Origin of the sequence: Mycolicibacterium flavescens (genome assembly GCF_001722335.1) — a bacterium.
Lineage (GTDB): Bacteria > Actinomycetota > Actinomycetes > Mycobacteriales > Mycobacteriaceae > Mycobacterium > Mycobacterium flavescens.
This window is the reverse complement of sequence record NZ_MIHA01000068.1, coordinates 1-458: the sequence shown is the minus strand read 5'-3', so window position 1 is coordinate 458 and position 458 is coordinate 1. Positions and strand designations below refer to the sequence as shown.

General features: G+C 68.1%; 1 protein-coding gene. It reads left to right on the top strand.

The window, feature by feature from the left end:
* Window positions 1-458 (top strand): DUF222 domain-containing protein (locus BHQ18_RS28870; RefSeq protein ID WP_131815756.1); only part of this gene is annotated, 458 nt, incomplete at both ends.

The following is a 458-nucleotide window of genomic DNA, read 5'->3' as shown; positions in this document are numbered from 1 at the left end:
CGGCGCCCCGGGCAAGAACATGCCCGACGCCGACGGGACCCCGCCGCAGTTCACGCCCGAACCCGACGCTGAGCCCGATTACGAACCCGAACCCGAGCCCGACTTCGATCCTGGACCCGACCCGTGGGCCGGCTTCGACTTCGATCCTGGACCCGACCCGTGGAACGACTTCGATCCTGGATTCGATGACGCCGAGCCGGAGCCCGAAGCAGATCTCGACCCCGAGTTCATGCTCGACTTCGATGCCGGGCCCGAGGCCGCGCCGGAGCCGGAGCCTGTCGCCGCCGAGGTCGAGCCTGCGGTTCCGGAAGTGTTGATCCGCGATCCCCGCACGCGGGCGCAGCGTAATCATGATGCGTTGGCGGCGATGTGTCGGGATCTGTTGGCCGCGCGCAGCGGTCGTACCCATAACGGGTTTCCGGTCACGATGGTGATCACCGCGACGCTGCAGGACCTGG